This window comes from Xenorhabdus stockiae, from assembly GCF_002632825.1.
Taxonomy (GTDB): Bacteria; Pseudomonadota; Gammaproteobacteria; order Enterobacterales; family Enterobacteriaceae; genus Xenorhabdus; species Xenorhabdus stockiae.
Genome location: NZ_NJAJ01000020.1, coordinates 29,934 through 55,002 on the forward strand (window position 1 = coordinate 29,934; position 25,069 = coordinate 55,002).

Sequence of the window (25,069 nt, forward strand, 5' to 3'; positions counted from 1 at the left end):
TATCCAAGGAGTCCAGCTAAAGAACTGGACTCTTCCTTTAGCTGTCAGTCATTCTCAGCCAGTTGAATGATTAACTGCCCGGCTTCGCTGGTAATAGTGATCGGCTTCCCTGTGGTAAAACCCAACGCAGCTAGCCATAGTTAGGTCATGACTCCAATAGTTAGATTAATATATGTTCTATGGCTTTCAAGAGATGACAAACTGCAAATGAATTAGTGAATTACGAACTAATGTTCCTCTTCAAAAAAATACGCATCTAACTATTGGCAGCACGACCCGACCTGAGACCTAGCCTCATCATACCGATAATAACAGTGGTCAGGTGAATACGGGACCGAATCACACGGGTAACAATGATGGTCAAATTAATACTGGGGCCACTCATACAGGGAATAATGCAGGTAAACCCAATACTGGCGGTAATATATTAATAACGCCAGTACCTGAACAGCCTAGTATTGATGACTTAGCCTATCTGGCGGCGAAAGGTAAACAGCCTTATCAACCTAATCAGGGGGCTGTTGGAAATATGGGGGAGTTCTTTGGACAAGCAGGCTTTGGTAGCGAAACTAAGAAAAATTCGCAGAAAACCAACCAAATTTATCAAGGCCAAAGTGTGTATCAGGCCTCAGGTAAGGTTAGTGAATATATCAAAAAAGGCGATAAATTTTATTTAGATGGTGACCATAAAAATTACTTGGAGGTTTTTGATAGCAGAGGAAAAGCCAAGGTGGTGTTAAATCTTGATGGTTCATATAACCAATCAAAAACAGAAGCTGCTCTAAAAGAAGGCCGGAGATTGAAATGACGCATGATGAATTTTTGGATGATATGAAGGAAAACTTCATCTCCCTATTTGACGAAAAATCCACGGAACCTGTGGATTACGATAATTTATTTATCGATTATAAAGAATCACTTGAGCAGAATTTTGAAAGGTATTTGCAACTTTTTAAATCACAAGTGGTTATATTGTCACAAGCCAGAAAAAAAGGGGATGAGTTAGCGATGCAATCGGCATTGTTAATATTACGAACTCATGCAATGAGTTTAACGAGTTTCTTTGATGCTATTGTAGAAGATGCTGAGTCATTACTTCGGACAGGCGAATGGTCAAAAATACCAGAAGGTTACAAACTGCCTGAGTGCTATAACAAAGAGTAAGTAAAAGATCCCAGCCCAAGCGCTGGGATCTTACTTTTAGCCGTCAGTTTTTTTCAACCAGCCGTCCAGACAAGCTGGTCAGCGTTCTCCCGTTGCCGAAAAAGGGGGGCGTGCTTCCAATGGTTAGATGCGTATTTTTTTGAAGAGGAACATTAGTTCGTAATTCACTAATTCATTTGCAGTTTGCTATCTTTTGAAAGCCATAGAGCATATGTCAATCTAACTATTGGAGTCATGACCCTCTCCCTGACGCCCCAAAAACTCCGTCGTGCTCCTGACATTATTTTTTGTCCCGGGAAATGAATTACCCATTGACCGGATGATTTCTGTTGATTAGCGTAGCCAGACTTATCCATGATCCGGTCGCTTGTGAGGATCACCTTCGGGCAGCGACAGCAACACTCCCGTAGCCTGCAAGGGAGTACACCACGGTGTGGTACATCTGCGCCCCTTTGGAAGCAGATATCGTCAGTCTGATGGCGATGAAGGTCTCTTAATCTCATCCATGATGGCCAACCGGCCAGTCACCCAACGGGGAACACATTTCCCATTGGGTCAGGTGTTCTCCGTTGTTTTTATCAGGAGAATACCATGCAACAAAATACACCCCCGGCCACGGTGCACACTGTGTTCCCGGCTGAACTCTCCCCTTTTGCTGAAATTTTTCCGCACACCGGTTCACTGGAACTGATGTTGCTGGAGCACACGTTCATTAAAGCGGCTGCCGGGCTGTGTGACGATGACCGGTGTGACCGATGGCAGTACCGGAAGGTGTCAGACCGTATCGCCTATATTGTGCCGGTACTGTTGGATACGTCGGTGGTCAACGTGAGTACGACGGACTTTAAAGGTGAAGTCTCCGCCGATGCCTTTGGGCTGATGGTGACCCTGAGTGTATTGGGTTACCTGACTGACCTGATGAAGCTGGACGGATATGCTGAGCGGTTTTGCGCCCTGCGTGAATATGCGCGGCAACATCCTCAGGCTCAGTGTATCCGAGCGGCCCTGGGTTTAAAGGGAGAACGTGATGCCGGATAATGAACTGATGCTGCTGGACAGCCTGGCCCTGTCGGTCGTGTTTCCCGACAAAACGCCACTGGAACGGTTGTTTCTGGGATTCCTGCTGGCGAATACCGCCTCACAGTTGTGCGGTGAATATCGTCCTGAGCAGTGGCGCAGCCGGAACGTGTCTGATTCCCTGACGTATATGATCCCCACCGCGGCAAAAACCTATTCGGTTTATCTGCCGGAAACGACACTGACGGCCACGTTATCTGCGGATGCGTTTGGTCTGGCTGTCACCGCGATTGTGTTTGCCCGTATTGCTGAGTTGGATGAACCGAATGCCGATGCGTTCCGGTTCTGCGAACTACGCGAATACGCGCTGCACCACCCGGAAACCGGGCTGCTACGGGCGGTACTGGCGATGCAGCCCAAAGAGGACATCATCAGTTCGTCACTTATCCATAACAATAATAATCACCACTGACGTTATCAACCTATGAGATTGTTAACCCTTTTCTTTAGCGCCTGACCGGGGAGCCGACAACACCTTCCCGTATTGGGTGGGTGTTGTCTTTTATTGACGTCAAATCAAGGAGAGCCACACCATGAACCCGATTTTTTTACCTGCGCCGGAGAGCACGACACCGGCGTCGCAGGAAGCTATTTTTACCGTCCAGGTCACTGGCCTGATACAGCATCCCCAACGGCCCCAATCGCTGCGGGAGGAAACGCTGACCGTGTGTGAGACCGACTCGGTCACCGAAGCGGTACAGCGGCTGAAAGTGATCCATCTTTTGGGTGACTGGCCGGTACCGGAAATGCCCTCAGCTCAGTGCCGGCGGGCTTTTTTTCCACTCACGGTGATGATTTATGATGCCAAAGATAACAAGGTGCTCGGTGGCCGCTTTTATGACGAGATTGTCTGGGCACAGCCGGTCACCGTGACATCAGAACGTTTATCACTGGTGCAGAAACAACAGCGATTGTGTCAGTCAGCCACCTTTGAGCTGAGCTGGCAGAATGCCGGGGCGGCGCGTGTCTTGTGGCAGGAGGCGAATTTGCTGTCGCTGCATGTGGTGTCGCCCGATTATCAGCACCATCATGAAGTCCGGGACATTCTCCGGCACAGTACCACAGTCAGTATCTGAACGTGAGGTATCACTCTGGAGCCTTTACGTTTAACCGTCTGGCAGATGATTGCCGCCGCGTTGCTGAAACGTCATTTTGGTCTGAGCCTGAATGACACGGCATTGTGTGAAACCGAAACGGTAACCGAACTTATCGCCAGTGGCATCCGGCCGTCTGATGCGATCAATGAACGGGTGGATAAATACGATTTAACCCGACTGGACGCCTCGGCAATGACGCCCGATACACCGTATCCGGGGGGGCATGATGAACTGACGGTCATTTTCGACAGTCAGGTTGCCGGTATCTTCAGACGGGATTTCAACTGACACTTTTCTTCAATCACCCATCGGGGAAACTGACTCCCGTGGGGGAACAGTTTCTCCGGTTTTTAAACTTAAAAATCAAAGGAACTTAACCATGGCAGAATGGGTCACTAATCAACTGGACGTCACCGGCAAATCCGTTTGTCTCGATGTGATGCAGCAATGGGTTTGTGGGGAAGAATTTCCCCGTTACCGTCAGGCGGTATTGCAGAGCCTGCGGCTGTTTCTGGCGGGCTGTGCGGGGATACTGAAATCCACCAAACCCCTCACTTACACACCGTATCCGGAACTGGTGCGGGGTACGGCAGCGCCGACCGCGCAGAATCTGGCGTTTGAACAGTGGCTGGCGTTGTTGCAGGACAATGTGCTGCTAACCACAGAAAACATGAAGCGGATTGACAGTATCTACCGTCAGTCGGGCTTAAGCCTGCTGCGCTGGGAGACTGTGCCGGCGTCAGCGCGTGACATTATCACCCACCTGCTGACCCGTCAGTACACTGACTGGTTCGGCGTGGTGAGCTGGTCGGACAACCTTGATATCGGCGTGTGCTGGGAGAAGCTGTCGGTTTATCCGACCTCGGCTCAGCCCTGCGATATGCTGATGATACGACCGACCCGATTGGCCACGGAAATTAACGGCAACAGTGGTTTACTGAAAGGGATGGCCTCCACGGTGCAGTTCTACGATGAGCACTATGGGCTGGAATGGCCGTTCGGTCATCATGTCCGCTGGGAAAGGCGCCATGTCAGCAGCTTAACCGTGCGTTTTGACACTCCATGGGTACCGCCTTCGGCGGAACTGATGGGCGGATTGTCATCAGTGTTTGACTGTGAAATCCGCCACTGGTACAGCGAACCGTCAGGCAACCTCAAAGGCTATGACTGCTATGACCAGGGCGAGCATGTGGACAGTCATAACGGGCAGGCAGGACACGAAAACCGTCCGGCCCTGTATCTGGTTAACGGCGATAAGCCCGAAACGGCACTGGTATTACCGGCGATGGCCGTCGGCCAGTAACTCTTTGTTCAACGCAGCATCAATTTATCTTTACTTCAACCGAAAGGGGAAACACATTCTCCTTTCGGGGCGTGTTTTCCTTTTTGAGTCTTATCAGGAAAACATGCTATGGCCTCTCGCCCTGACTACCAGAAAGACTTTATTTCGCTGTTTAAACAAACCGCCCGTTACCGTAATCGTTATCGGGTTTTTCAGGATTTTTGCAACTGTGCGATGGCGGCCATTCACAATAAATACTGTTTCAGTGAGGAACTCGAGCAGTTCTATCTGAAAACCATCAACAAATACGAACGGGAAGATATTGACCGGATTGTGGAACTTTTTTCGATGACCGTGCTGGCATTGTCGGAAGCACCCGGTGATTTTCTCGGCAGCGTGTTTATGCAACTGGAGCTGGGCAATAAGGAACTTCAGCAGTTCTTTACGCCCTGGAGTGTGGCCAGAGTCATGGCACAATTGCAATTGCATGAGGTGTCTGACTTGTTGCAGACCCGACCCTTTGTCACCTTCCACGAACCTTGCTGTGGTGCGGCCTGTATGATGCTGGCCGCCGCGGAGGTATTAAGAGAGCAGGGACATGATCCGTTGTCCAGTATGTGGGTGTCTGCGATTGATATTGACCCGCTGGCAGCGGTGATGGCCTATATCCAGCTTTCCCTGACCGGTATTCCGGCAGCGGTCACGATTGGTGATGTGCTGAAGGATCCCGGCAGCCAACGGACACGCTACACACCGGCTCATTATCTGGGCAACTGGTCGCAGCGTTTGCAGGCCTATGAACACGCGGCCTGATTTCTGTTTGCATCTTCTTTGTTTCACTACTGCGCCTTTCGGGGCGCTTTTTTACGTTTAAGGGTAAGTCATACAAACAATTTTCATTTTCGCAAAAAGAGTTTCGCCTTGTTTCAGCGTGGGATTGACCGACACTGGGCTAAATTTGAAGCCAAAGAGGAAAAGCCCATGTTGGAACGTTTTAAATCCCATTTTGCCCGCCCGTCTGTGACACCATCAAAATCATCCGGACAACAAGCGGAAACTCTTCGCGACAACCGGGGGTATTTTCAGCCACAGTCAGCGGAAGCGCTGCTGGCAACCTCAGAACGTGGTCAGGCTCTCCGGCAACTGTGGGAAAACAGTGCGCTGCCCGCCGGGTTGTATCAGCAGTTTTATCTGGATCCGCTCCGGCAATTATGCGCCCGTGTGCAGCATATTCCTGCCACACAGGAAGGCGTCTGGTCTTTTCGTGGTGGGTTTATAGATTTGACACTGCAATTTACTGCCTGTGCCGTGCGGCTGGCGAAAGGACACATGCTGCCACCCGGCGTGGCACCGGAAACACAGGCCGCACAGAGCTTGTTGTGGCAGGCAGTGGTATTCTGGGCCGCGTTGTTTTACCACCTGCCGCTGTTGCGGCAACTGGAAGGTGAACTGGATGATGGACACCCCTGGCTGCCGGGGTTGTGGGTGCCAGCACGCCGTTTCCGCTTCCGGTTTCATGCCTCACTGTCTGAGCTGCCTGTTTCTCATAAAACGCTGCTGGCTGCCCGTTTGTTACCGGAGGAAGCGGTCACCTGGCTGTCTTTAGTGCCCGGTGCGTGGCAATGTCTGATGTTGCATCTTGGCGGGTCACCTTCTTCTGTTCCGTTGATGGATTTACTGCTTCAGTCAGCGGCTGAGCAGGTGAAATCGCCATTGCTGAAGTCGGTTGAATCTGCTGAAGCGAGGGCGGATACCACTCAGGCATCGCCCGATCCGATGACTCCGTTTGTCACACCGATAACCGTCCCTGCGTCCGACACCCGTGATGATACCCGGACATTACTGTCACTGTTTCAGACAGCGGAGTGAACTTTGGGTGGGAAATAATACAAATGATAACAATAACGATTTGAAATTGTTCAAACGCCCCGTATCAGCGTCAGAATGCCTTGTTTCAGCAATGTACAAAAGGTCATTATATGAAAAATAAAATAATTCAACGTGTTAATTAATTTTTAGTTTATTAACAGGACGTGGCTGTACCGGGACACAACTTGACACACGAAGGAAACCATCATGTTCAATAATGAGGAAAAAATGGGTTGGGATGAATTACTGGAAGAATACTTTTTCTCGCATATGCTGCGACCGGCTACGGAGTGGAGTTATCGCAAGGTGACCCGGGTTTTTATCGGGTTTATGGGCGATACGGTGTTGCCGGAACAGGTGACTCACCGTGATGTACTGCGGTGGCGACGCTATCTTCTGACCGAGAAAAAACAGTCGAGCTACACCTGGAACAATAAGGTAGCCCACCTGCGGGCGATTTTTAATTTCGTGATGGAAAGAAAACTGCTGCCGCTCACTGAAAACCCGTTTAACGAGGCGGCAGTGAAAAAAGAGAAGAAGACAAAGAAAATTCTGAGTAAATCCCAGATAACCCGCCTCTATCTGCTGATGGGACAGTATGAGGAAGAGGAGCGCAGGCAGGTGACTCCCCGGGGAGGGCGTTGTGCGTTGTACCCGACCGGATATTGGCTGACGGTACTGGATACGTTCCGGTTAACGGGGATGCGCCAGAATCAGCTATTGCACCTGCGGCTACGGGATATCAATCTGGACAGCAATTATATTGTTCTGCGGGTCGAAGGGAGTAAAAACCACAGTGAATGGCGGATACCGATGATCCGGCAGCTTAAACCCCGCCTGGCGAAACTGGTTGAACAGGCAAAAGCCTGCGGGGCGAAAGACGATGATCCGCTGTTTGATTTAAGTCGTCTGGATTTGCACGCTCATGGACGGATGAGCCGTTACCGGTATGATCACGATAAAGAAAGGCAGCATATCCGTTCGTTCTTCAACCGGTTGTCGAAAGAGTGTGGTTTTGCCGTTTCCCCTCACCGTTTTCGTCATACACTGGCCACTGAGCTGATGAAAGCACCGGATCGTAATTTGCAGCTGGTCAGGTGTTTGCTGGGGCACCGCAGTCTGGCAACCACACTGGAATATATTGATATCGATATGGAAATCGCAGGTAAAACGCTGGAGAATGAACTGGCAATCTACCTGGATATTGCGGTGTAAGGATAACCGGCAGTAAAAAAGACAGGGCAGGTCTCAGACAGGATCGAGGAGGTGGAGGTGTGAGTCACTGCCCTGCATCAACAGGGATGGTACGAAAAAATGGCTATTTGCGATCCCCTGTCCCGTAAAGTCTTTCCCTTACTTGACATCAGAATCAATTACTGAAATCATTACCTTGAACGAAAAAAGAGTGCTTGCAAATGCAGGCACTCTGTATTCTTTAATTTATGGCTTTTTTAAACATTGAACGTACAAACTAAGCGATCAATTGTTTAACATCTTCTTAACAGCCCTAAATTTTAACTTATTTGTTAATTACCTGATAGTATTCAACAAATTAGCTTTAAAATCGTGGTGCCCGGAGGCGGAATCGAACCACCGACACGGGGATTTTCAATCCCCTGCTCTACCGACTGAGCTATCCGGGCTAACGGGGACGCATTAAACAGTATTCACTCCAATCCGTCAACGACTTTTTTAGAAAAAAACATGAAAAATGGTCGTTGGCGGAATTTTTATACTAATTAAGCGCAATTATTCAGCTTTGCTAGCTTTTTTTAACTTAAAGCACCCTCTTTTCGGCAATTAGCTATGGTCAGAATATCCTGAGCCAGCAGTTTTGCGGTTACCACATCTTCAATATCTTTTTTCACTAATAGCTTGCTAAGGCATCCTTCAAGGATAAGTTCCATCTGTTTGGCAACTTGTTCACTATTTTCAATGCCAATTTGCTGTAGTAGCCCATTCGAATATTGGAATGAGCTTTGTTTTTGTAATGCAGCTAATTGATGGATAGGGTGGTCGGTATCAGGAAAAGCACTACAGGCTGCAATAAATAGGCAACCGGGACAGCGATTTTCCTGTACTTTTTCTTTGAGAGTATCGTAACGAGCTAATAGCTTTTGTTCCGAGGATAATGTTTCATCCAGCAGAATATGGCGTTGCCAGGCTTCTATTTGCTGGCTGTGGAAACGCAGGCAGTCATAAAGTAGGGCTTCGCGGTCTGGCCAGAAATGTTTTATTTGGTCGATATCAATGTTCAGGGGAGCCAAAAGTGCCTCCAGTGTTACTGACAGACCCTGTTGCTCAAGTAAATTGAGTACATGATTAAGTACGTATTCACGCTGCACTGTTGCTCTCCTTTTAAATGTTTTTTATTGATCTTTTATCTGTTCTGAAGCTATTGGGTATAAATGCTGTAAATGGCGATTAAAACGTTCTGCATCCATAAATCCGTTGACTCGCGAGTCGGGTATTTCCTGGCCTTGGGTGTCAAAAAATAAGATAGTGGGAAGCCCCAGCACTTCCAGTTTTTTCAGCAATTCTTTCTGGTCAGGGCCATTCTCTGTAACGTTGGCCTGCAATATGAGAAAGTGACTTAGTTGCTTTTGTACCTGTGGGTCACGGAACGTATATTTTTCAAATTCCTTACAGGCGACACACCATTCTGCATAGAGATCCAGCATGATCGGTTTATGGCGATTTTCAGCCAGAATCTGACTCAACTCCTGCCAGTCACTGATTTGTTGGAATGCTAAAGATGCTTGTTGTTGTTCTGTAACAGGATTTCCCCATACCCAGTCCTGTAAAGGGCGTGAGGCGATTAAAGCCAGTGCCAGTAAGATGAGCTGTAGGGTACGTAACCAACCGTTTTTGTGGTTTAGCGTCAATGAAAAAGCCCAGCCACAGAAGGCAACCGCTAATATGCTCCATAACCTTATTCCCCATACATCTCCCAGAACTCTTTCCAGCAAAAATATTGGCAGTGCGAGGATAATAAAGCCGAATGCTTCTTTCACGTATTGCATCCACGGGCCACTGCGGGGTAAGAATTTGTGGCCGAATAAAGTCACGGCTATAAGTGGTAAACCCATTCCCAGTGCATACAGATAAAGTGTCAGACCACCGAGCACAGCGTTACCACTTTGGGCGATGTACAGTAAAATGGCGCTGAGCGGGGCGGTTGTGCAGGGAGATGCAATCAGGCCCGCCAACATCCCCATGACGAATACACCAAAATAGGAACCACTTTTTTGCTGGTTACTCCAGTTCACCAAACGGGTCTGAACGGAAGAAGGGAGCTGGAGTGAGTACACTCCGAACATGGATAGTGCCAATAGAATAAACAGGACGGAAAGCCCTATCAGAATATAAGGGCTTTGTAGTGCGGCCTGAAACTGTAAACCTGCTGCGGCGACAATTAATCCTAAGGCTGTATAAGTGATGGCCATTCCCTGCACATAGCTCATTGCCAACCAGAAGATACGTTTCAGGCTCTCAGGGCGTTTCTGTCCCAGAATAATAGCGGAAATTAACGGATACATTGGCAGGATGCATGGAGTAAATGCGATACCTATACCAATCAATAATGCCCATAAGGGCGAAAATGGCATTTGATCCGTTTTGAGTAACGTTTTTTCCTGCGGCTGTGATTCACTTTGGGATGCTTTTATCTCAGAAGATTTAGATTCTGACTGTTTTGGTGTTTCATCTGTTAATGGTTTTATGGGTGCGCTTACGGCGTATAGTGGCACGCTGATTGTTTCTGGAGGATAACAATATCCTGCTTCCGCACAGCCCTGATAGGTTACCTGAAGTGTTGAGTCATTTGTCGCACCAAGGATAGGAATATTGATGTGTGCTGACTGAAAATAAACCTCAGTTTTGCCAAAAAACTCATCTTCATGAGCTGTTGCTTTGGAAAAATCGATATGGCCTAAAGAAGTTTGCTGATCGGGTGTGATGATGAACTGTTTTCTATAGAGGTAATAACCGGGCTTAATATCCCAACTTAGTGTCAATTGTTCCCCTTTTTGCTGAAAATCAAACATAAATGCCTGTTCAGCGGGAAGATACCGATTCTGCCCCAATTGTCCGGGTTGCTCAAACAGCGCACTGGATTTAAGAGGGAACGCACTGATTGCACCGAACAGTAGAAACAATATGAGAATACGTTTCATCATAGATACTTTTTTACCTGCCAGTTATAGGGAGTCAATGGGTGAAATTTACCAGAATCGGCACTACGACTAAAACGAGCACTATAACCGATGGAATCTGAGACAAAAAGCTGATTGATTAATATTAATGCAAAGAGGTGTTTTTTTCAGAGAAGAAAATAGAAGATAAAAGAAAGAAAATATTTCAGGGGGTTTTAATCCCCCCTGAAAATCAAACATAAAGCCTGAAGCCTACAGAATCATACCACCGAACAGAAAGCCGAATGTGACTGCCAACCCAACAGCAATCGTACCCGGAATAAAGAACGGATGATTAAAAACAAAACGTCCGATACGGGTTGTGCCGGTATCATCCATCTGTACTGCGGCAACTAAAGTTGGGTAAGTTGGCAGAATGAACAGCCCGGAAACAGCAGAGAAAGAGGCAATTGCAGTCAGTGGTGTGACATGCAGCGCTAATGCCATTGGCATTAATGCTTTCGCAGTTGCTGCCTGTGAATACAATAAGGCTGAGCAGAAGAAGAAAATAACCGCGAGTAACCAAGGGCGAGAATGAATCAGGTTACCGGCAGTTTCTTTAATCCAGTCGAGATTCGCCTGAACAAAAGTATCACCTAACCAGGCCACTCCCAGAATACAAATACAGGCACTCATGCCAGCCTTAAAAGTACTCGAATTCAGAATAGCATCTGTATTGACGGAACAAATAATCGTGGTGAGCGTTGCAACACTCAGCATAATAATCAGAATCGCGTTGGTGGTATTCATCAGGGGTTTTTCAACTAACCCGACACTCGGGCTATTGATAACCGCATAGATAACGACGCCGATAACACCCAGCAAAAATAACAGAACAGAGAGCTTTGCCTTCGGTTTGATTTCAATCTGAGACGCACCGCGCATCTCTATCAGGCCGTCAGCCAGACGTTTCTGATAGATAGGATCATTTGCCAACTTGGAATCGAAAAGCCATGAAATGATGAATGACATTAACACGATGGCACAAAATGTGGATGGCAGCAGTATCATCAGCAAATGAATATAGCTGATACCTTGCCCTTCCATAACCGAAGCCATATAAACCACTGCCGCAGAGATAGGGGAGGCGGTGATCCCGATTTGAGCGGAGACTACAGCAGTCGAAAGTGGACGACACGGTTTGATGCCCTGTTCTTTAGCAACTTCGGCAATAACAGGCAGTGTTGCCAGTGAGATGTTCCCTGTACCTGCGAATAGAGTCAGAAAGTAAGTGACTATAGGTGCGAGGATTGTGATGTATTTTGGGTTCTTACGCAGTAATCTTTCAGTTTGCTGGACGAGGTAATCTAACCCACCCGCTATTTGCATTGCTGATATTGCAGCAATCACAGCCATAATAATTGAGATAACATCAAATGGAATACTGCCTGGTTTTACACCTAGAATGGCGAGGATTAAAACGCCAATTCCACCCGCAAAGCCAATTCCGATTCCCCCTAATCTTGCCCCCAGAAAAATGGCCAGCAGAACAATAACCAATTCTACGGCTAACATGTTACATACTCCTTCATTTATTTAGTTTTATGAAAATCTATGGTTAATAATTTGTGTTTGCTGCCAATTAAAAAGGCACGCTTCTGGTTGGAATAGCGTGCCTTAAAAATTAAGACGAACTCGTTATTATAATCATTTAATTAGTCATCAAAACGTTTTGCTTTGTAAGTCGGATTTTTTAGGTTCTCAACAGAGAAAATATCATCTAGTTCCGCTTCTGTCAGCAGACCACGCTCCAAAACAACTTCCCGGACGCTTTTACCTGTTTCTGCACAGATTTTACCTACGATATCGCCATTATGGTGACCGATGAATGGGTTCAGGTAGGTCACGATACCAATAGAGTTAAAGACAAAGCTTTCACAGACTTCTTTGTTGGCAGTAATACCGTTAACGCATTTCTCAACCAAATTACGGCAAGCGTTGCTCAGGATAGTAATAGATTCAAACATAGCCTGACCAATAGCCGGCTCCATAACGTTCAGCTGCAACTGACCAGCTTCTGCTGCCATAGTGATACAGGTATCGTTACCGATAACTTTAAAGCAAACCTGATTAACAACTTCTGGAACAACAGGGTTTACTTTGGCTGGCATGATGGAAGAACCTGCCTGCAATTCTGGCAGGTTGATTTCGTTCAGACCAGCACGTGGGCCGGAAGAGAGCAGACGCAGGTCGTTACAGATTTTAGACATCTTAACAGCCAGACGTTTCAGGGCGCTATGAACCATAACATAAGCACCACAGTCAGAAGTCGCTTCAATCAAATCTTCTGCAGGTACACAAGGCAAGCCGGTCACTTCTGCCAGCTTTTCTACAGCCAGTTTCTGATAGCCAGGTGCTGTGTTCAGACCAGTACCGATAGCGGTTGCCCCAAGGTTCACTTCCAGCAGCAGCTCTGCGGTACGAGTGATATTTTTAATTTCTTCTTTTAATAACATGGAAAAAGCACGGAATTCCTGACCCAGAGTCATTGGTACCGCATCCTGTAATTGAGTACGACCCATTTTCAGGATATCGTCGAACTCAATCCCTTTTTTGTCGAAGCCCGCTTTTAATAATTCGATTGAATCAACCAACTGCATGATTGCGTTGTAAACAGCAATACGGAAACCGGTAGGATAGGCATCGTTAGTTGACTGGCTTCTGTTCAGATGATCATTGGGGTTCAGGTACTCATATTCACCTTTCTGATGCCCCATCAATTCAAGACCGATATTTGCCAGCACCTCATTCGTATTCATGTTCAGCGAGGTACCTGCGCCACCCTGAAAAACATCAACAGGGAACTGATCCATACATTTGCCTGTGTTGAGCAGTTCATCACACGCTTTGACAATGATATCTGCAACTTTGCCGGGAATGGTATGGAGTTCTTTGTTTGCCAGTGCTGCCGCTTTTTTCACCATGACCATGCCGCGAATGAATTCAGGGACATCGTTGATGGAGCGGTCACTAATATAGAAGTTTTCAATCGCACGTAGAGTGTGAATACCGTAATAGGCTTCAGCAGGGACTTCACGTTTACCTAACAGGTCTTCTTCGATACGAATGTTGTTTGACATGAGAACCTTCTTAAATTGGATACGTTTTACTGTTTGTTATATGTTTGTTGAGATAATGTTGCCGACAGCAATCGCTGTGATATTAGGTGATTACCACAAAATTGCAGGCGCGATCATATGTGGATTTGTCAGAAATGCCTTGAACCTGGATCACTTTATAGTACGATTTTACTAATGAAATGACATATGTGTGATTGAGGTCACGGTTACTCAGGTAAAAAGTCAAATGTCTTAAGTATTGAAAACCGTTATTGTTATCCCCACATATGTTATCCATGCAAACTAGTCATCTATAGATGTTGCTATCAATGAGCTGGGTTATAAACGCGATTCGTGGTAATAAAAATGCGTTGGTAGTATATACAGCGCCTAAAGCGGATGAGAATACCGGCTTATATCCTTCATCTTTCAGGTGCCTCATTTTAGGCTGCCACATTTTAAGTTGCTTCAACTTAATTTGCTTTAACTTAAATTGCTCCAATTTCATTTTCTTCAACTCATTTTCTTCAACTACAGGAGAACAACGTGCGCTGGTTTCCTCTTATCCTGATATGTCTGCTGATTTATATCGAATCAGTACTGTTTGTCCGCATCGCTTCTGAGGTCGGCGTTCTGTTAACGCTGTTATTGGTTGTTCTGACTTCCTGTGTTGGGGTTTCTCTGGTTCGTAATCAGGGCATAAAAAATTTTATGTCAATGCAGCAGAAAATGGCTGCCGGAGAAAGCCCTGCGGAAGAAGCAATCAAAAGTGTTTCTTTGGTCATTGCGGGTTTCCTGTTAATTATTCCCGGCTTTTTTACCGATTTTCTCGGGCTCTTGTTGTTGTTGCCGCCTGTGCAAAAATTGCTGACAGCTAAGTTACTGCCACATCTGACTTTTTACCGTCCGAATGTTCGTGGTGGATATGGCCGGGATAGTAATCATGGTCAGACATTTGAAGGAGAGTATGAGCGCAGGCAGGATGATGCTTCGAATAAGATTACTCGCGATGATCAAAAAAATCATAATGATAATGACCATAATAAGAAATAACTTCAGCCCATACTGCCTGAGAGTGTCACGGGTAATAAAAAAGTGAAATATTTTTTGCTATCCCCCCTTGAAGTACTGCCTATAAGCCCCAACTTGTAGCTTCATGGTACTGGTTCTGTTGGGTTCTGGTATCAATCCTCTTACCTGATATGGACTTTATTTATAGGAGATCTATCAATGAAAATTCGTCCATTACACGACCGTGTTATCGTCAAACGTCAAGAAGTTGAATCTAAATCTGCTGGTGGAATCGTTCTGACCGGTTCAGCTGCGGGCAAATCTACCCGTGGTGAAGTTCTTGCTGTTGGCCATGGTCGCATCCTGGAAAGCGGTGATGTTAAAGCTCTGGATGTTAAAGTGGGTGATATCGTTATTTTTAATGAAGGTTACGGTGTTAAAGCAGAGAAGATCGATAACGAAGAAGTGTTGATCATGTCTGAAAGCGATATTCTGGCAATTGTTGAAGCGTAATTGAAAATCTTACGCTCAGATCTTCTTAATTGAACGAATTTAAAGGAAAGATACAATGGCAGCTAAAGACGTAAAATTTGGTAATGATGCTCGCAGCAAAATGTTGCGTGGTGTGAATGTACTGGCTGATGCAGTTAAAGTGACTCTGGGTCCTAAAGGCCGTAATGTTGTTTTGGATAAATCTTTTGGTGCACCTGTAATTACTAAAGATGGTGTTTCTGTAGCACGTGAAATCGAATTAGAAGACAAATTCGAAAACATGGGCGCACAGATGGTTAAAGAAGTTGCTTCTAAAGCTAACGATGCGGCTGGTGATGGTACAACTACTGCAACCGTTCTGGCCCAAGCAATCGTCACCGAAGGTCTGAAAGCAGTTGCTGCTGGCATGAACCCAATGGATCTGAAACGTGGTATTGATAAAGCAGTTGTTTCCGCTGTTGAAGAACTGAAAAAACTGTCCGTACCTTGCTCTGATTCCACTGCAATTGCACAGGTTGGTACAATCTCTGCAAACTCCGACGAAACTGTAGGTAAACTGATCGCAGAAGCGATGGATAAAGTCGGTAAAGAAGGTGTAATCACCGTTGAAGAAGGTACTGGTCTGGAAGACGAACTGGATGTTGTTGAAGGTATGCAGTTCGACCGTGGTTACCTGTCTCCTTATTTCATCAACAAACCAGAATCAGGTTCTGTTGAACTGGAAAACCCATACATCCTGTTGGTAGACAAAAAAGTTTCCAACATCCGTGAACTGTTGCCAGTTCTGGAAGGTGTAGCTAAAGCAAGCAAACCTCTGCTCATCATCGCTGAAGATGTTGAAGGTGAAGCACTGGCTACTCTGGTTGTGAACAACATGCGTGGTATCGTGAAAGTTGCTGCGGTTAAAGCACCAGGTTTCGGTGATCGCCGTAAAGCGATGCTGCAGGATATTGCTATCCTGACTAACGGTACTGTTATTTCTGAAGAGATTGGTCTGGAGCTGGAAAAAGCAACTCTGGAAGATCTGGGTCAGGCAAAACGTGTTGTTATCAACAAAGACACCACTACTATCATTGACGGTGTAGGTGAAGCAAGCGCGATTGAAGCGCGTGTTGGTCAAATCCGTCAGCAGATCGAAGAATCAACTTCTGACTATGATCGTGAAAAACTGCAGGAGCGCGTAGCGAAACTGGCAGGCGGTGTTGCTGTGATCAAAGTTGGTGCAGCGACTGAAGTTGAAATGAAAGAAAAACGTGCACGTGTTGACGATGCACTGCATGCAACCCGTGCAGCAGTAGAAGAAGGTGTTGTTGCTGGTGGTGGTGTGGCGCTGGTTCGCGTTGCAGGTGCTATCACAAGCCTGACTGGTGACAATGAAGATCAGAACGTGGGTATCCGTGTTGCACTGCGTGCAATGGAAGCACCAATGCGTCAGATCGTTGAGAACGCAGGCGAAGAGCCATCTGTTGTTGTGAACAACATTAAAGCAGGTCAGGGCAACCACGGTTATAACGCTGCAACTGAACAGTACGGCGACATGATCGAAATGGGTATCCTGGATCCAACCAAAGTAACTCGTTCTGCACTGCAATTCGCAGCATCTATCGCGGGTCTGATGATCACAACTGAAGCGATGATCACTGAACTGCCAAAAGATGACAAAGCTGACTTAGGTGCAGCTGGTGGCATGGGCGGTATGGGTGGAATGGGCGGCATGATGTAATGCGCTCATCCTGATGATGGGATCTCCCACCCATTAGGCTAAAACTTTGAAGGCGAGCAGATTTTTCTGCTCGCCTTTTTACTTTCTTCTGTTAATAGCATACAAAAGATTAAATTTATCATCGTAATATACACAATGCATTTCAAAATGCGTCGCGGCCAACAAAGAGGCAATTTGAAAGACGAAGTGTATGAAGTTAGAGTAATCAACGAGGGAAGACATGCGAATAAAATTTTTGCTCGGCGCATCGGTGTTGCTGTTAGCGGGATGCACGACAAATAATCAATTAACTTCAGCAGGTTCCAGTGTACGTTTTGTGGACACTCAGCCGGGTAATGAATGCCAGCGGTTAGGTGAAGTGACGGGAACTCAAAGTAACTGGCTTAATGGTGTCGGTAGTGAAAGCAGTTCTATGCGTGGTGCGGCTAATGATTTGCGTAATAAAGCCGCTGAGATGGGTGGGAACGTGATATATGGCGTAAATAGCCCGTCAGAGGGATTGTTAAATAGCTTTATTCCCCTCGACAGCAAGATGGTTGGTCAAGTCTATAAATGCCCTTGAGTGTATGTGATAAGCAGCATATTGAATTCGGGCAATGCCCAGAAAAGCAGCTTGCAACATGGTGAGCTAGCTGTCTGAATTTCTGTGCACTGCCTGTTATTGCGAAAATATTAAAGAAACTTCGCTGGTTAATTATTTTTTAACCCTAAGTCCAATGGGGTTTTACTCGGTTCACCGCCGATTTCTCTTGTCAGACACGGCACCAGATAGCCAGAAACTTTGGTTAATAGCTCCCGCATAATGGCTTTTGCTTCTTCATCACTGACAAGAAAGTGTGCTGCACCCTGTACTTTATCCAGCACATGAATGTAGTAAGGCAAAATACCGGCATCAAATAACGAATTACTTAAATCAGCCAGTATATCAGCGTCATCATTTACGCCTCGTAACAGAACACTCTGATTCATCAGGGTGACTCCGGCCTGTTTCAGCCGAGCCATACTCTCCCGGAATGCCTCATCAATTTCGTTTGCATGGTTAATATGAGTGACCATAATGACCTGCAAATTGGATTGTGCCAGACGATTACATAATGAAAGCGTCACTCTGTCGGGAATAACGACGGGTAAACGGGTGTGAATACGTAGCCGTTTAATATGAGGAATAGACTCAAGTTGAGTAATCAGCCAATCCAGTTCATGATCCTTTGCCATCAGAGGATCACCGCCAGAGAAAATGATCTCATTAAGCTCAGTATGCTGCTCGATATACTCTAGCGCTGATTGCCAGTTACTTTTATTGCCCTTGTTATCTTCATAAGGAAAATGTCGTCGGAAGCAGTAACGGCAGTTTACCGCACAACCTCCTTTAACCATTAATAACGCCCGGTTGCGATATTTATGTAATAACCCCGGAACGACCGGATGCTGTTCATCTAATGGATCAGTGGAAAATCCGGCTGGAGTATCAAACTCTTCTCGTGCAGTTAAAACCTGTAGTAATAAGGGATCCTGCGGATCGCCCTTTTTCATTCGTGATACAAATGCTCTTGGCACACGCAAGGGAAACAGGCGTCGCGCCTCATTACCTTCTTTCAATAAGGCGTGCGTGTTCAGGGATAACAATTGCAACAACTCACTGGGATCAGTGATAACATCAGTAAGTTGTTGTAGCCAGACTTCTCTGGCAGGGTGAATATGGGTTATAATGTGTGCCATTTTTTGGCTAAGCCATTTCGTTAAAAATTAGAGGATCTCCATGGCTACTTATAGTACCAATGAATTCCGTTCAGGTCTTAAAATCATGTTAGATGGCGAGCCGTGCGCTATTCTTGACAGTGAATTTGTTAAACCAGGTAAAGGGCAGGCATTTGCCCGTGTTCGTATTCGTAAGCTGATTTCTGGCAAACTGCTAGAAAAAACTTTTAAATCAACCGATTCCGTTGAAAGTGCAGATGTTATGGATGTCAATTTGACTTACCTGTACAACGACGGTGAATTCTGGCATTTCATGAACAACGAAACTTTCGAGCAGTTAGCTGCAGATGTGAAAGCTGTTGGTGACAATGCTAAATGGCTGATCGATCAGGCAGAATGTGTTCTGACACTGTGGGATGGCCGTCCTATCGCTGTGACTCCACCAAACTTCGTTGAGCTGGAAATTGTTGATACCGATCCAGGCCTGAAAGGTGATACCGCAGGTACTGGTGGTAAACCAGCTACTCTCAGCACTGGCGCGGTAGTAAAAGTACCTCTGTTTGTCCAGATCGGTGAAGTTATCAAAGTTGATACCCGTTCTAACGAATACGTTTCTCGCGTGAAATAATCTCGCTTTGTTATTTTAGAAAAACCGCAGCCTCTTCGTCCAGAGGTTGCGGTTTTTTTATGGTCATTTTTACGACCATTGCAGCGGTTTGGGTTGATCGTTATAATTCCTTTTCATTTCCTATCGTTATCTGGGACGACCCGGATAAACGTCATCTCATTGGGGACGGCCCCGCTTCCATTAGATATAAGGTTAAAACATGTCTTGGTTGATACTTCTCATTGCAGGTTTATTTGAAGTTGTATGGGCTGTGGGCCTGAAGTATACACAGGGGTTTTCCCGTTTAGTGCCGAGCTTGATCACTGCCAGTGCGATGGCTATCAGTGTAGGGTTACTGGCTTATGCTATGAAAAGTCTTCCGGCAGGAACAGCTTATGCGATTTGGACAGGCGTTGGGGCGGTAGGTACAGCGATTTTTGGAATTATGATATTGGGTGAGTCTGCAAATATTGCCAGAATATTAAGCCTTGGCCTGATTGTGGTTGGCATTATTGGTTTGAAACTTGCCAGCTGATTTTTTGTAATTCATTGATTAGCATTAAAATAAAACCCAGCATTATGCTGGGTTTAGATTGCTGACAACCCGTGAAAATGTACGTAACGATGCCCATGATATTATTTCGCATAAAAAAGATGGTGCAATCTGGAAATTTATAATGTCATCAGGGAAACCACTTGCTACTTGGTTCGGTATTACAACGAGATTCGTTCCTATAGCTTTAATAAGGAAATATCCCCTGCTGAATACGCAAGACAGTGGTCAGAGGCTAGAAAAGCGTCCGAAAGTTCTTGACCATATATGGACGCTTAGCTGCACAATTTTTTGATAAAAATAAAATTTTATCGTTCACCGATAATATTCACGATTGCCCCGTATGAACAACTTCTCGAGTTAATATAAGACCAGAGCATCCCAGAATGAGGTAGCATAGGGCAGATAACATCATAACCCAGTAAAGACTGATAATATGAATTAAGGCAGGTATAGCCAACAGTGCCAGCAGTAAGAAAAACCATTCATAAAACATTCGACAACGAAATACCCTGACAACATCCTCTTTGGCAAACTGTGTCTGCATCAAAGTAGCCAGAGGAATTTGCGTTACTGGAGCTCCCAGTGCAGCGATACCGGACAAGAACATAATTAACAAAATATTGTCACTCATTGCCATCATCAGTAATGCAAGGCCAGAAAGCAGACGACCCACAGACATAGCTAGAACCGGACGTGTAATGGTGAGTTCAGAAAAGATTAGATTCGACAGCACATTAAAAACACCATATATCCCAAGTATATAGCCAAAATATTCTGATTTTTCAGGAAACTGTTGATGTAGTTTTAATGCGAGACCGATAACAAGGCTGACGTACCATCCTGCATTACAAAGTGCATAGGCAATGAGGTGAAAATTAATTGAAAACTGACGATTAAGGGCAAGGAAACCACCAAATATTGCTTCAGCATTTCTTCTGATAAACCCACCGGAGCGAGTGTAATTAGCTGGTGCTCCTTCAATTCTCTGTAGCACCGATGAAATACTAAAAATAAACACGGCTGAGATAAGATAGGTAACTGCATTGAAGAAGAAGAAATTGTAAACTGACATAACAGTAAACATCATAGCCGCAAACGCGGGACCAGCAATTCGTGCAATCCGCCTGACAATATCAAACAGCCCATTGATTGTCTGTAACTGTGAACGATCCGCCGAAATCGCAGGTAAGATAGCCTGTAGTGCAGGATCAAAAACCGGGCGGAACCAAGATACTACCGCAATCACAAAGACCAATAACCACGTTGGTACTATCCCATTTACCTGCCAACTGATGAATGGAAGCAGTGTCGCAACAAAGCGAGCAAGATCAGACAGGATCATCATATTGCGGTGATAAAAACCCTCAGTAAGAGCTCCTGACGTTAAGGTAGCAAAGAGTATGATCCCTGCTTGTAGGGCTATCAGATAGCCGGAATCATTGCCAAACCTGTCTGTCGCAATCCAGACTACAGCAAAGGAGTATATTTCCGCGCCTACACAGGAAAGGGTTAATGCAGCCCACAAACGAAAGATGATGCGATTCTTCAGAGCATAGTAGAGTTTCATACATTGAGCTTTTTCGTTTCTTTGAGTGCATTGAATAGATGCTGGATAGCTTACCCAGCCACGGATAAATTCAAAATCAATGGTTACATCTATTTTTCGGATTAAGAGGTTTGGGACGCGAGATCATTGTGTGGGAGTGCTTCGGGAAGGAAAGACAGGGAGACATTCTTAACATGGCGGCAAGCCCCGTCGGGTGAACGGAATTTGATTTAATCAAAGCACCGGATACGAATAAAATACTAGCACGTTGTCAGTCATCAGAAATAAAACCCAGCATTATGCTGGGTTTTATTTTGCTTACTTTTTTTCATAACGAGAAGGCCATATCTCTTCTGGCGTAAGCCCCAGCGCGGTTGCGATTAAACGCTCCCCTTTTGGCCAGTGACGCTGTAGAGCATTCGCAAGTGTTGATGATGCCAGCCCCGCTGTACGTGAGACTTCTGACAATGTTGTGCCGCGTTTTTTCAATTCAGCAATGATATCGGCGGAGTGCCAATCTTTATTTTCCATTTTTAATTTCTCCGGTTACCTGTCATTTTTCAATTAAAAAGAAATAATTTATTAGTAGACTATGAGTCACGCATAATAACATAACTTAGATTTAAATGTGACTCATAGTCCGTGGTCGGATAAGTAACACGAATCGATACTTATCGGATGAAAACACCTAACAACATCAAATCCCTTTTCGGGCAAAGGATTAGATATCTCAGGAAAGAAGCCGGGATGTCGCAGGAGGCTTTTGCCGATAAGTGTGGTTTGGATCGAACCTACGTCAGCGGTATTGAGCGCGGTGTCAGAAATCCTACCTTAGAAATTATTTATGTGATTGCGAATGGGTTGCAGATTGAGCTGAATGAATTGTTTGATTTTAAAGCTTCTATTTCTTCCGGTTAAATAATCCGTTGTTCTGTTTCTTATATCGTTCTGAAAGTGAAGTTTTATCACCTTTGAGCATATACAACTAGCTCAAAGGTGATTTTGGTCTGTTTGTCAGGTAGCTTTCTCAGTGATCGGTCTCACCAATATTTTTTAGGGCATCGATAACCATCCGCCAAAATTTTGCCTGATCCAGTTTTACAGCAACCTGAGTATGGCAGTCCTCTGAAGGCGGGAAGCGAAAATCAGCAACAGTCATACCTGTGGTTAAGGTTCCGGACATTTCGATATTAACGGGAACTTTTTGTGTGGTCATAACACTGGGATCAATCACATAAGCGACAGCGCAAGGATCATGGACGGGAGGGTAGTCGAAACCCCGCTGTGTCATCCGATAACTTTTTCCATAAAATTGGAGTAAATCCAACACAAACTGAGCAGGGCGTGTATTTATTTGGGCTATCTCTTCAGTAACTTCCGGTGTTGCTAGTGCTTGATGGGTGAGATCTAATCCGACCATTGTCAGAGGCCATTTTTCATTGAAAACAATATGTGCCGCTTCCGGGTCTATTAATATATTGAATTCTGCAACGGCACTTCTGTTACCTTCATGGTAACCACCTCCCATTAATACTATTTCTTTTACTCTCTCCACAATTTGTGGTGCCTTACGCACAGCCAGAGCAATATTCGTCAAGCCTGCGGTTGGGACTAATGTGACGCTTTTGGGCGGATGTTCCATGATGATATCAATGATTAAATCAACGGCATGGCGAGCGTCTAGTTTTATTTCCGGTTCAGGCAAAATAGGGCCATCCAGTCCCGTTTCTCCATGAATGTCAGGAGCTGTTTTGATCTCCCTGACCAACGGCCGATAGCAGCCAGCAGCAAAAGGAATATTACGGATATTAGCGATACGGGCAATGGAAAGCGCATTATGGGTAACTTTATCTAAAGTTTGATTGCCCACAACAGTTGTTACAGCTAAGAGTTCGATATCAGGGTTGCCATGAGCAAGCAGCATAGCAATGGCATCATCATGACCAGGGTCGCAATCGAGAATAATTTTCTTGGGAGACATATTCATTCCTTTTATGGTGCCTAAAGTAAATATACCCACAAAGAATAATTCAGCATCAATAAAAATTCCTCCGCTGACCATCACAAAACGACATGATAAAAAATGCAATCTATTAACAATTGTTTTTATTATTGTGATTTAATTAACATATAAACAACAAAGGATTTGAGCATTTTAATTGCGTATGATTCATATATAAATGATAAGAAATGGCAGATGGCAAATTTATATATTTATTAATTTATTAATGTTTTTTGATCTGGCTTTATCGTGTTGCTTGAATAAAAAACGTTAATTGAATAAATAACATTCAGTCAATGCACAGGTATCCTTGAACATATCAGGGTATAGGCTGATGCTCACGGGGTGTAATATGAATAATCAGATCGATTCATTAACATACTATGCAGCAACTAAAAAATATGATCTTCGCTTTCCAACATTGACAGAAGATCTGGATGTTGATGTTGTTATCATTGGTGGTGGGTTTTCTGGTGTAAATACAGCATTGGAGCTGGCAGAAAAAGGTATTACCAATATAGCGATTCTGGAAGGAAGAACGCTTGGATATGGAGGAACAGGGCGTAATGGTGGGCAGGTTATGGCTGGCATTGGTCATGATTTGGATCGGATTAAACGCCACGTCGGTGAGAAAGGTCTGGAGACCATATTTAAAATCAGCAACATGGGAGCAGGAATAATCCGGGAGCGGATTGCCAAATATAATATCAATGCGGATTTTTGCTCTGGTTATGGCTATTTAGGGTATAACTCCAGGCAGGATAAGACGTTGCAAAGTTGGCTGAAAGAGTTTCAGGCAGCCTGCCCCGATGATGAAATTGAGCTTTATACCGGTTCAGATGTTAAAAAAGTCATCGGTTCAGATCTGTACACCTCTGCATTGAAACACATGGGAGGTGGGCATGTTCACTCTCTGAATCTGTTGTTAGGGGAAGCTAAGGCTGCCACAGAGTACGGCATCAAAATTTTCGAAAACAGTCAGGTTTTGAATGTTGAATATGGCCCAAGAGTTACCGTACGCACCGCAATGGGTTCTGTACGGGCAAATAAAATGCTGTGGGCATGTAATGCGTTTCTGAATGGTCTTGAACCAACAATTTATAAAAAAACAATCAATACTTATGCATTTCAGTTAATGACAGAAGAGCTGTCAGACGAAATGATCGAAAGAGTCAGCCCTATCCACGGAGCTTATAGCGATATCAGTCCCATCATCAATTACTGGCGGGTGACTAAAGAGAACCGGCTATTGTTTGGTAGTGCAACGCAGTATCTCGAATATATCCCTTCTGATTTAAAAGCATGGAACCGGAATCGCATGCTGGATGTTTATCCTTACCTGAAAGATGTGAAGATTGAACTGGCATGGGGAGGCCCGATGTGCTGTAGCGTCAGCCTGTTCCCGCAAATAGGTTCTTTGCCACAGCATAACAATGTCTTTTACGTTCAGGGTTATTCAGGGTTTGGGGTAACACCAAGTCATATTATCTGTAAAGTGCTGGCAGAAGGTATGAGTGAGGGCTCCGATCGTTATTCTCTGCTGAGCTCTATCCCGCATATGAATGTTATTGGTAAAGAGCAGCTGAGGCATATATATCTTTCTCTCGGAAAGAGTTGGCATCAGCTTTCAGGCTACTGGAAAGGGCGTCGTTAGTTTTACTGATTTTTGGGTTTTCACTGTTTTTTTGCACAT

At 45.2% G+C, this 25,069-nt stretch carries 27 protein-coding genes, 1 tRNA gene and 1 pseudogene; 19 read left to right on the plus strand and 10 right to left on the minus strand.

The window, feature by feature from the left end:
• Positions 1–44 precede the first annotated feature (44 nt).
• Positions 45–128, minus strand: a pseudogene (locus Xsto_RS22860) (SymE family type I addiction module toxin); the annotation flags it as partial.
• A 194-nt stretch (positions 129–322) separates the two neighbouring features.
• On the opposite strand from Xsto_RS22860, the gene Xsto_RS22175 reads away from it, so the two are divergent.
• The 11 genes from Xsto_RS22175 (at position 323) to Xsto_RS11675 (ending at position 7,704) form a co-directional block, all read left to right on the plus strand.
• A complete protein-coding gene (locus tag Xsto_RS22175) occupies positions 323–808 on the plus strand; it encodes a hypothetical protein (RefSeq protein ID WP_244590384.1) in 486 nt (161 codons plus the stop codon).
• Positions 805–1,164, plus strand: coding sequence for a hypothetical protein (locus Xsto_RS11630; RefSeq protein ID WP_099119852.1), 360 nt, complete (start codon positions 805–807; stop codon positions 1,162–1,164). The genes Xsto_RS22175 and Xsto_RS11630 overlap by 4 nt, the downstream gene beginning before the upstream one ends.
• Before the next feature lie 591 nt (positions 1,165–1,755).
• On the plus strand, positions 1,756–2,202 hold the full coding sequence (locus Xsto_RS11640; RefSeq protein ID WP_099125157.1) for an antirestriction protein: 447 nt from the start codon (positions 1,756–1,758) through the stop codon (positions 2,200–2,202).
• A 37-nt stretch (positions 2,203–2,239) separates the two neighbouring features.
• Complete coding sequence (locus tag Xsto_RS11645) at positions 2,240–2,653, plus strand: antirestriction protein (RefSeq protein WP_244590385.1); 414 nt, start codon at positions 2,240–2,242, stop codon at positions 2,651–2,653.
• 93 nt (positions 2,654–2,746) lie between these two features.
• The gene (locus Xsto_RS22180; RefSeq protein WP_244590386.1) at positions 2,747–2,914 is read left to right on the plus strand and encodes a hypothetical protein; all 168 of its coding nucleotides are present in this window, start codon (positions 2,747–2,749) and stop codon (positions 2,912–2,914) included.
• On the plus strand, positions 2,907–3,317 hold the full coding sequence (locus Xsto_RS11650) for a hypothetical protein (RefSeq protein ID WP_244590387.1): 411 nt from the start codon (positions 2,907–2,909) through the stop codon (positions 3,315–3,317). Before Xsto_RS22180 ends, Xsto_RS11650 begins: the two co-directional genes overlap by 8 nt.
• A 15-nt stretch (positions 3,318–3,332) precedes the next feature.
• Positions 3,333–3,626 (plus strand): TA system toxin CbtA family protein, encoded by a 294-nt coding sequence (locus tag Xsto_RS11655; RefSeq protein ID WP_099125160.1) that lies wholly within the window; start codon positions 3,333–3,335, stop codon positions 3,624–3,626.
• Between the two features lie 91 nt (positions 3,627–3,717).
• A complete protein-coding gene (locus Xsto_RS11660) occupies positions 3,718–4,641 on the plus strand; it encodes a DUF1281 domain-containing protein (protein ID WP_099125161.1) in 924 nt (307 codons plus the stop codon).
• A 108-nt stretch (positions 4,642–4,749) separates the two neighbouring features.
• A complete protein-coding gene (locus Xsto_RS11665) occupies positions 4,750–5,433 on the plus strand; it encodes an N-6 DNA methylase (protein ID WP_099125162.1) in 684 nt (227 codons plus the stop codon).
• A gap of 168 nt (positions 5,434–5,601) precedes the next feature.
• A complete protein-coding gene (locus Xsto_RS11670) occupies positions 5,602–6,489 on the plus strand; it encodes a TraI domain-containing protein (RefSeq protein WP_099125192.1) in 888 nt (295 codons plus the stop codon).
• Between the two features lie 207 nt (positions 6,490–6,696).
• Positions 6,697–7,704: a tyrosine-type recombinase/integrase gene (locus Xsto_RS11675; RefSeq protein ID WP_099125163.1), complete on the plus strand. Its 1,008-nt coding sequence runs from the start codon at positions 6,697–6,699 to the stop codon at positions 7,702–7,704.
• A gap of 352 nt (positions 7,705–8,056) precedes the next feature.
• Here Xsto_RS11675 and Xsto_RS11680 read toward each other — a convergent pair.
• The 5 genes from Xsto_RS11680 to aspA form a co-directional block, all read right to left on the minus strand.
• Positions 8,057–8,132 (minus strand) — tRNA-Phe (locus Xsto_RS11680).
• A 129-nt stretch (positions 8,133–8,261) separates the two neighbouring features.
• Positions 8,262–8,834: a division control transcriptional repressor DicD gene (gene dicD / locus Xsto_RS11685; protein WP_099125164.1), complete on the minus strand. Its 573-nt coding sequence runs from the start codon at positions 8,832–8,834 to the stop codon at positions 8,262–8,264.
• Between the two features lie 24 nt (positions 8,835–8,858).
• Entirely contained in the window at positions 8,859–10,667 is a 1,809-nt protein-coding gene (locus Xsto_RS11690) for a protein-disulfide reductase DsbD (protein WP_099125165.1), read from the minus strand.
• A gap of 228 nt (positions 10,668–10,895) precedes the next feature.
• The gene (locus Xsto_RS11695) at positions 10,896–12,197 is read right to left on the minus strand and encodes an anaerobic C4-dicarboxylate transporter (protein WP_099125166.1); all 1,302 of its coding nucleotides are present in this window, start codon (positions 12,195–12,197) and stop codon (positions 10,896–10,898) included.
• A 140-nt stretch (positions 12,198–12,337) separates the two neighbouring features.
• Positions 12,338–13,762, minus strand: coding sequence for an aspartate ammonia-lyase (aspA, locus tag Xsto_RS11700; protein WP_099108866.1), 1,425 nt, complete (start codon positions 13,760–13,762; stop codon positions 12,338–12,340).
• Between the two features lie 525 nt (positions 13,763–14,287).
• Between aspA and Xsto_RS11710 the strand changes: the two genes are divergently transcribed.
• From Xsto_RS11710 to Xsto_RS11725, 4 genes are all read left to right on the plus strand, one after another.
• The gene (locus Xsto_RS11710; protein WP_099125167.1) at positions 14,288–14,794 is read left to right on the plus strand and encodes an FxsA family protein; all 507 of its coding nucleotides are present in this window, start codon (positions 14,288–14,290) and stop codon (positions 14,792–14,794) included.
• Positions 14,795–14,971: 177 nt separating this feature from the next.
• Positions 14,972–15,265 carry a co-chaperone GroES gene (locus Xsto_RS11715; protein WP_099108863.1) on the plus strand — a complete coding sequence of 98 codons (294 nt, stop codon included), beginning with the start codon at positions 14,972–14,974 and terminating at the stop codon, positions 15,263–15,265.
• 55 nt (positions 15,266–15,320) lie between these two features.
• On the plus strand, positions 15,321–16,967 hold the full coding sequence (groL, locus tag Xsto_RS11720) for a chaperonin GroEL (protein WP_099108862.1): 1,647 nt from the start codon (positions 15,321–15,323) through the stop codon (positions 16,965–16,967).
• A gap of 220 nt (positions 16,968–17,187) precedes the next feature.
• Positions 17,188–17,529 (plus strand): DUF4156 domain-containing protein, encoded by a 342-nt coding sequence (locus tag Xsto_RS11725; protein ID WP_099125168.1) that lies wholly within the window; start codon positions 17,188–17,190, stop codon positions 17,527–17,529.
• 128 nt (positions 17,530–17,657) lie between these two features.
• Here Xsto_RS11725 and epmB read toward each other — a convergent pair whose 3' ends face one another.
• Positions 17,658–18,686 carry an EF-P beta-lysylation protein EpmB gene (epmB, locus tag Xsto_RS11730; RefSeq protein ID WP_099125169.1) on the minus strand — a complete coding sequence of 343 codons (1,029 nt, stop codon included), beginning with the start codon at positions 18,684–18,686 and terminating at the stop codon, positions 17,658–17,660.
• 40 nt (positions 18,687–18,726) lie between these two features.
• Here epmB and efp point away from each other — a divergent pair, with 40 nt between their 5' ends.
• A complete protein-coding gene (efp, locus tag Xsto_RS11735; protein WP_099108859.1) occupies positions 18,727–19,293 on the plus strand; it encodes an elongation factor P in 567 nt (188 codons plus the stop codon).
• Positions 19,294–19,492: 199 nt separating this feature from the next.
• Complete coding sequence (gene sugE, locus Xsto_RS11740; RefSeq protein WP_099125170.1) at positions 19,493–19,807, plus strand: quaternary ammonium compound efflux SMR transporter SugE; 315 nt, start codon at positions 19,493–19,495, stop codon at positions 19,805–19,807.
• 346 nt (positions 19,808–20,153) lie between these two features.
• On the opposite strand, the gene Xsto_RS11745 is transcribed toward sugE, so the two are convergent.
• Both Xsto_RS11745 and Xsto_RS11750 read right to left on the minus strand, forming a co-directional pair.
• The gene (locus Xsto_RS11745) at positions 20,154–21,395 is read right to left on the minus strand and encodes an MFS transporter (protein WP_099125171.1); all 1,242 of its coding nucleotides are present in this window, start codon (positions 21,393–21,395) and stop codon (positions 20,154–20,156) included.
• Between the two features lie 297 nt (positions 21,396–21,692).
• The gene (locus Xsto_RS11750) at positions 21,693–21,905 is read right to left on the minus strand and encodes a helix-turn-helix domain-containing protein (protein WP_099108857.1); all 213 of its coding nucleotides are present in this window, start codon (positions 21,903–21,905) and stop codon (positions 21,693–21,695) included.
• Between the two features lie 147 nt (positions 21,906–22,052).
• On the opposite strand from Xsto_RS11750, the gene Xsto_RS11755 reads away from it, so the two are divergent.
• Complete coding sequence (locus tag Xsto_RS11755; protein WP_099108856.1) at positions 22,053–22,292, plus strand: helix-turn-helix domain-containing protein; 240 nt, start codon at positions 22,053–22,055, stop codon at positions 22,290–22,292.
• 109 nt (positions 22,293–22,401) lie between these two features.
• Here the strand turns inward: Xsto_RS11755 and uriH are convergent, their stop codons facing one another.
• Positions 22,402–23,355, minus strand: coding sequence for a uridine-preferring nucleoside hydrolase UriH (uriH, locus tag Xsto_RS11760; RefSeq protein WP_099108855.1), 954 nt, complete (start codon positions 23,353–23,355; stop codon positions 22,402–22,404).
• 373 nt (positions 23,356–23,728) lie between these two features.
• Here uriH and Xsto_RS11765 point away from each other — a divergent pair, with 373 nt between their 5' ends.
• Positions 23,729–25,030, plus strand: coding sequence for an NAD(P)/FAD-dependent oxidoreductase (locus Xsto_RS11765; protein ID WP_099125172.1), 1,302 nt, complete (start codon positions 23,729–23,731; stop codon positions 25,028–25,030).
• Positions 25,031–25,069 lie beyond the last annotated feature (39 nt).

What these genes read in the sequence shown, in the direction of transcription:
- Xsto_RS11630 (WP_099119852.1), top strand. Translation starts at nt 805, where the DNA reads ATGACGCATGATGAATTTTTGGATGATATGAAGGAAAACTTCATCTCC.
- Xsto_RS11640 (WP_099125157.1), top strand. Translation starts at nt 1,756, where the DNA reads ATGCAACAAAATACACCCCCGGCCACGGTGCACACTGTGTTCCCGGCT.
- Xsto_RS11660 (WP_099125161.1), top strand. Translation starts at nt 3,718, where the DNA reads ATGGCAGAATGGGTCACTAATCAACTGGACGTCACCGGCAAATCCGTT.
- Xsto_RS11665 (WP_099125162.1), top strand. Translation starts at nt 4,750, where the DNA reads ATGGCCTCTCGCCCTGACTACCAGAAAGACTTTATTTCGCTGTTTAAA.
- Xsto_RS11670 (WP_099125192.1), top strand. Translation starts at nt 5,602, where the DNA reads ATGTTGGAACGTTTTAAATCCCATTTTGCCCGCCCGTCTGTGACACCA.
- Xsto_RS11675 (WP_099125163.1), top strand. Translation starts at nt 6,697, where the DNA reads ATGTTCAATAATGAGGAAAAAATGGGTTGGGATGAATTACTGGAAGAA.
- Xsto_RS11690 (WP_099125165.1), bottom strand. Translation starts at nt 10,667, where the DNA reads ATGATGAAACGTATTCTCATATTGTTTCTACTGTTCGGTGCAATCAGT.
- Xsto_RS11695 (WP_099125166.1), bottom strand. Translation starts at nt 12,197, where the DNA reads ATGTTAGCCGTAGAATTGGTTATTGTTCTGCTGGCCATTTTTCTGGGG.
- aspA (WP_099108866.1), bottom strand. Translation starts at nt 13,762, where the DNA reads ATGTCAAACAACATTCGTATCGAAGAAGACCTGTTAGGTAAACGTGAA.
- Xsto_RS11715 (WP_099108863.1), top strand. Translation starts at nt 14,972, where the DNA reads ATGAAAATTCGTCCATTACACGACCGTGTTATCGTCAAACGTCAAGAA.
- groL (WP_099108862.1), top strand. Translation starts at nt 15,321, where the DNA reads ATGGCAGCTAAAGACGTAAAATTTGGTAATGATGCTCGCAGCAAAATG.
- Xsto_RS11725 (WP_099125168.1), top strand. Translation starts at nt 17,188, where the DNA reads ATGCGAATAAAATTTTTGCTCGGCGCATCGGTGTTGCTGTTAGCGGGA.
- epmB (WP_099125169.1), bottom strand. Translation starts at nt 18,686, where the DNA reads ATGGCACACATTATAACCCATATTCACCCTGCCAGAGAAGTCTGGCTA.
- efp (WP_099108859.1), top strand. Translation starts at nt 18,727, where the DNA reads ATGGCTACTTATAGTACCAATGAATTCCGTTCAGGTCTTAAAATCATG.
- sugE (WP_099125170.1), top strand. Translation starts at nt 19,493, where the DNA reads ATGTCTTGGTTGATACTTCTCATTGCAGGTTTATTTGAAGTTGTATGG.
- Xsto_RS11745 (WP_099125171.1), bottom strand. Translation starts at nt 21,395, where the DNA reads ATGAAACTCTACTATGCTCTGAAGAATCGCATCATCTTTCGTTTGTGG.
- Xsto_RS11750 (WP_099108857.1), bottom strand. Translation starts at nt 21,905, where the DNA reads ATGGAAAATAAAGATTGGCACTCCGCCGATATCATTGCTGAATTGAAA.
- Xsto_RS11755 (WP_099108856.1), top strand. Translation starts at nt 22,053, where the DNA reads ATGAAAACACCTAACAACATCAAATCCCTTTTCGGGCAAAGGATTAGA.
- uriH (WP_099108855.1), bottom strand. Translation starts at nt 23,355, where the DNA reads ATGTCTCCCAAGAAAATTATTCTCGATTGCGACCCTGGTCATGATGAT.
- Xsto_RS11765 (WP_099125172.1), top strand. Translation starts at nt 23,729, where the DNA reads ATGAATAATCAGATCGATTCATTAACATACTATGCAGCAACTAAAAAA.